This window comes from Maribacter sp., assembly GCF_039968975.1.
Lineage (GTDB): Bacteria > Bacteroidota > Bacteroidia > Flavobacteriales > Flavobacteriaceae > Maribacter.
On record NZ_JBDVOT010000115.1, the window covers coordinates 1 to 4550 of the forward strand.

General features: G+C 33.5%; 3 protein-coding genes and 2 pseudogenes. 2 read left to right on the forward strand and 3 right to left on the reverse strand.

The features are described from left to right. A pseudogene (locus ABJI11_RS07815) lies at nucleotides 1–590 on the forward strand (hypothetical protein); the annotation flags it as partial. A 69-nt stretch (nucleotides 591–659) separates the two neighbouring features. Here the strand turns inward: ABJI11_RS07815 and ABJI11_RS07820 are convergent. After that, nucleotides 660–1532, reverse strand: a complete 873-nt coding sequence (locus tag ABJI11_RS07820) for an RluA family pseudouridine synthase (RefSeq protein WP_348350969.1) — start codon at nucleotides 1530–1532, stop codon at nucleotides 660–662. A 143-nt stretch (nucleotides 1533–1675) separates the two neighbouring features. On the opposite strand from ABJI11_RS07820, the gene ABJI11_RS07825 reads away from it, so the two are divergent. Then, on the forward strand, nucleotides 1676–2713 hold the full coding sequence (locus ABJI11_RS07825) for an AI-2E family transporter (RefSeq protein ID WP_348350971.1): 1038 nt from the start codon (nucleotides 1676–1678) through the stop codon (nucleotides 2711–2713). Here the strand turns inward: ABJI11_RS07825 and ABJI11_RS07830 are convergent, their stop codons facing one another. Together ABJI11_RS07830 and ABJI11_RS07835 are read right to left on the reverse strand one after the other, a co-directional pair. Continuing rightward, nucleotides 2714–4168, reverse strand: coding sequence for a polysaccharide biosynthesis C-terminal domain-containing protein (locus ABJI11_RS07830; protein WP_348350973.1), 1455 nt, complete (start codon nucleotides 4166–4168; stop codon nucleotides 2714–2716). Beyond that, nucleotides 4168–4550: pseudogene (locus ABJI11_RS07835) on the reverse strand (glycosyl transferase family 1); the annotation flags it as partial. The gene ABJI11_RS07830 and the pseudogene ABJI11_RS07835, both read right to left, overlap by 1 nt.

Consider the following 4550-nt stretch of genomic DNA (forward strand, 5'->3'; position numbering starts at 1 on the left):
TTAGAAGAGCTTATGTAAATGTTGGTAAACAATATAGATACAATAAGGTAAGAAATAATAGAGCTACCATTTACAGAAATGATAAGCGAGTTGCAGTAAGAAATAACAACTTTAGAAGTAACAGAACTGTTTCTAAAAGAGATAATGGTTTAAGAACGAACAGAACGTTGGCTTCTAATAGTAAAACAAGAGCAAATAGAAGTTCAACCGTAAATAGATCTACTACTGTAAGACGTAGTAATACCAATAGCGGTAGAACAACACAAAGTAGAAAAGTTACAAGAAGTAATAACTCTGCAGTGCGTACATCACCAAACAGAACGGTTACTAAAAGAGAAGTAAGCCGTACACCAAGAAGTACCACTGTAAAAAGAACTACTACGTACAAAAAACCGGTAAGCAGAAGTTCTAATACTAGAACTGCAACAAATACCAGAACTCAACGCAGCACTGTAACTAAAAAAGCGACTAGTAGCCCGTCTAGAAGTACGGTTAGTAGAAGCTCAAGTTCAAGATCAGTAAGTAAAGCTCCTTCTAGAAGCTCAAGTTCAAGAACAAGTTCAGCAGCTAAAAGTAGCAGAAGATATTAAAATAAGTTTTTAGGTTGGTTAGTTGTAAGGCGCCGTAGTGATTTATTCACTGCGGCGCTTTTTCTGTTACTATTGCATATCGTTTGTGGGAAATAGTTTTGTAAACTTTTTTGGTAAATCAGATTCAATACACATTTCTTCATTAGTGACAGGATGTTGAAACCGAAGCGACCGCGCATGTAAATACAATCCTTTTCGCTTTAATTGTAACCCTTCTAAAAAATAAGTAGCATCTCCTAATATCGGGTTTCCAATTGACAATAAGTGCTTTCGTAATTGATGCCGCCTACCTGTATGCGGGCTCAACTTTACCAAATTCAGAAATAAAAATCGTTCTGAAACGATTGATGCTACAACTTCAAAAGAAGACATTGAGGGTTTGCCATCTATTTCACTATTTATGATTCCATTGGTTTCCATTTTACCAATGGTAACCGCGTAGTATTCTTTGGTTATATTCTTAAATTCAAATAACTGATTAAGATTTATAATCATGCTATTTGTCTTACCTACTAATAGCAGACCTGTTGTAGCATAATCTAAGCGATGAACAGGTTGCGGAATAGCAGCATCAATAGCGAAACTTTTTTTTAAATTTTGAGGCAGTGCATTTGCAATGGTTTTGAATCCGTTACCGCTAACCAATATGCCTGCAGGTTTATTTATAATAGCCAAATACTCATCTTCATAAACTACATCTAGCTTTAAAACAAGTCGTGTCTTAGTTTTATTTTCCGGTAATTGATGGTATGCAATTTCTTCTCCACCAATAATCATAGTAGCAGTGGTAGCAATAGCGCCATTGACCAAAATCAGATTTTTCTTGATAGCCTTCTTCAAGGCAGACTTTGTCTTAATGCTTTCAAACACCCCTACCCCATATTCCTGCAACCGTAAAGGAGTCGCATTCTCGGGCACATGATGTATTTCTTTTAGCTGCATGATAAGTATTCAAAGTTAATCAGGTTTTAGCAGATATCTAAACAATTCATTTTAGGACTATTAAAATAATGTAGTGAGTTAATCAAACTTACCATTTAAGTTTATTTTTCTGGTCATAATCAATCTACCTATAAACAAACCTCATGAAAAAAATTAATCATAAAATTCTAAGACAATTAATTATTCTTGCCTTAATTCTTTTTTTAGGAGGATTGATTATTAAATATATGCTACCATACATGTCCGGTATTCTAGGTGCACTTACCCTTTATGTAGTATTAAGAAAATGGATGTTAAAATTAATCAACAAAGGAGTAAAAAGATCATGGGCATCAATGTTACTTATTTTAGCAGCATTCATTGGTATTTTTATACCTATTACAGGTGCAGGTTTTATGCTAAGTTCACAATTGAGCGATTTCGCTGATAAATCTGAACAAGTAACCAAAGCTTTTAAAGACCAAGTCTCTAAAGTAGAAAAATATATTGGTTATGATATTTCATCTACCATAGACCCTGAGCAAGCATCTGGTTGGCTAACAGATAACATGCAAGGTTTTGCCAATAGCACTTTCAATATTTTTATCTCATTAGGTATTTTATTGTTTTTACTGTATTACATGTTAAAGAGTCCAAAGCAATTAAAAGAATCGTTGTTAGAGTATATTCCATTAAGTAATAAAAATCTAGTAGTCTTAGGCAAGGAAATTGATAGCGTAGTACGTTCTAATGCCATTGCAATTCCCTTGGTTGCACTTGCACAAGGAATTATAGCATTAATAGGATTTTACATTTTCGGCGTAGAAAATCCGCTGTTCTGGTTCGTAATAGTAACAATTGGTTCCATGATTCCTTTTATTGGAACCTTCATAGGTATTTTTCCGGTGTTTGTATTAAGTCTTGCCAGTGGCGAAGACTTTCAAGCCTGGGGAGTTCTAATTTATGGAGTTACCGTTGTAGCAATGACAGATAATTTAATCAGACTTTTTGTTCTCAATAAATTAGATAGCACTCACCCATTAATCACTTTAATAGGAGTTTTAATAGGTATTCCTTTATTTGGATTTGTTGGTCTAATTTTTGGTCCGTTAATCATTAACCTATTCTTGATTATAGTAAAAATATACAAGCAACAATATGGTATTCAAAAACCGAACAAACAAAGAGCACAGCAAATTTAATTAGCGACTTAAGTATTTACTTAAAAAGCCATAAACATCTTCAGATATTTTAAACCTATACAGTACGCCAACATAAAAAACAATCATCAAAACGCTTTTAAGTACAATATTAATTAACGGATGAAAAGAGAAATTAAAAGCAGAAAAAATAGCCGCTACAACAATTAACAGGGCAAGCACTTTAAAGGTTTCATTAGTAAATGGCAGTATTTTAAATTTTGTTTTCACATAGCCCAACTTCAATGTATTATAGATAAAAAAGGCACTAAAACTAGCGATAGCCGCACCGTTTATACCGTAATTGGGAATCAGCCATAGATTAAATACTATGGCAAGCACCGCCAATAAAACTCCAAAAAACAAAATAGAACGATAATAATCTGAGTTGAATAAAATAGAATTATTATTCCCCAACAATGCATCATACACCTTTACCAAACCTACCCAGAAAACAATCATGAATCCGCCAGAATACTTTTCTGGTAATAGTTCATAAAGTTCATTTAAATTTAAAAGAATAAGTAAGAAAAGAATACCAGAAACAATAAACAAAGTCAATGAACTTTTCTGATATAATTGTGCTAGTGCAGAGTTATCATTATTATTTAGGTAAGTTGCCGTTAGCGGATACGTTATTTGATGCATTGCCCTAGAAGGCACTGCTATGGTTGAAGCAATAAACCCTGCTACGGAATAAAAAGCGACATTTTCAAGTTCAAGAAAGTTGTTCAGCATTACTTTATCGACCTCCATTAAAACAATAGCTGTAGAGCCACCCAATATAATCAGCGCACTATACTTAACTATGGTCTGCCAATTTTTAGGGAGCGTAAAATTCAATTTAGGTTTACGCACCGTATATGCATACAATTTCATGATTAGTGTACGTACAAGATAAAAACCTACTAAAGCATTGATAAAAAATTCAATATCAATGACTTTAAAATATAAAAGTAGTAGTAATATGGTCTGACCTATTCTACAAAAAATCTCTTTCATAAAATTGCCGAACATAGATTTCATTCTAATTCTTGCCCAAGCATAAAAAACTTCAAAATATGCCATTGCCATACCTACTAAAAAGATATGCCATACATAATCTTTAACCACATCATTCTGCCTAGAAAGTAAGTTTCCAATAGCATCGTTTGCCAAATAACTTAGCAAGGCAACCGGAATTATTAATACCAAGGGAAGTAACAACATTAAAGTCAGAAATGAATTCTGACTTTGATTAGTATTAAAACTGGAGTAAAATTTCACTAAGCTATTAGGGACACCAAATGCAAGAATAGGCATAAGCACCGCGGATACAGATAATATTACCTGTATTAATCCATAATTACTTGGCTGCATAAAATTGGTATACAAAAACAAGGTATTGGCCGCCCCTATTGCAAAACCAAAATAGGTTACAATAGTATTGTTCAATGATTGTTTAACTACGATGCCCATTAAATATATTCAACCAATTTACGGGTGAGCTCCCTTCTACTGTATTGCTCAATATTACTTGAGGTTGTTTGCAATTCTCCTTTTTGAAATTGCTGGAACCAACTTAAAAGTACGTTTTTAAGTTCAATCTCATCAGAATACTCAAATACCTGACCGGTTTCAGTTTTAGTTACAATACTAGCTACTTTCCAATTTTTAGGACCAACTCCCAAAATAGGTCTTTTTGCAGCCATATATTCAAATAACTTACCTGGTATTATACCTATGGTATCTTGAGAATCTATCTCTACCAACAATAAAACTTGTGATGCCTTTTGATATGCCAACGCATCTTTATGAGACACATAGCCTACAATCTCAATATAGTCTTGCAAGCCCTGTT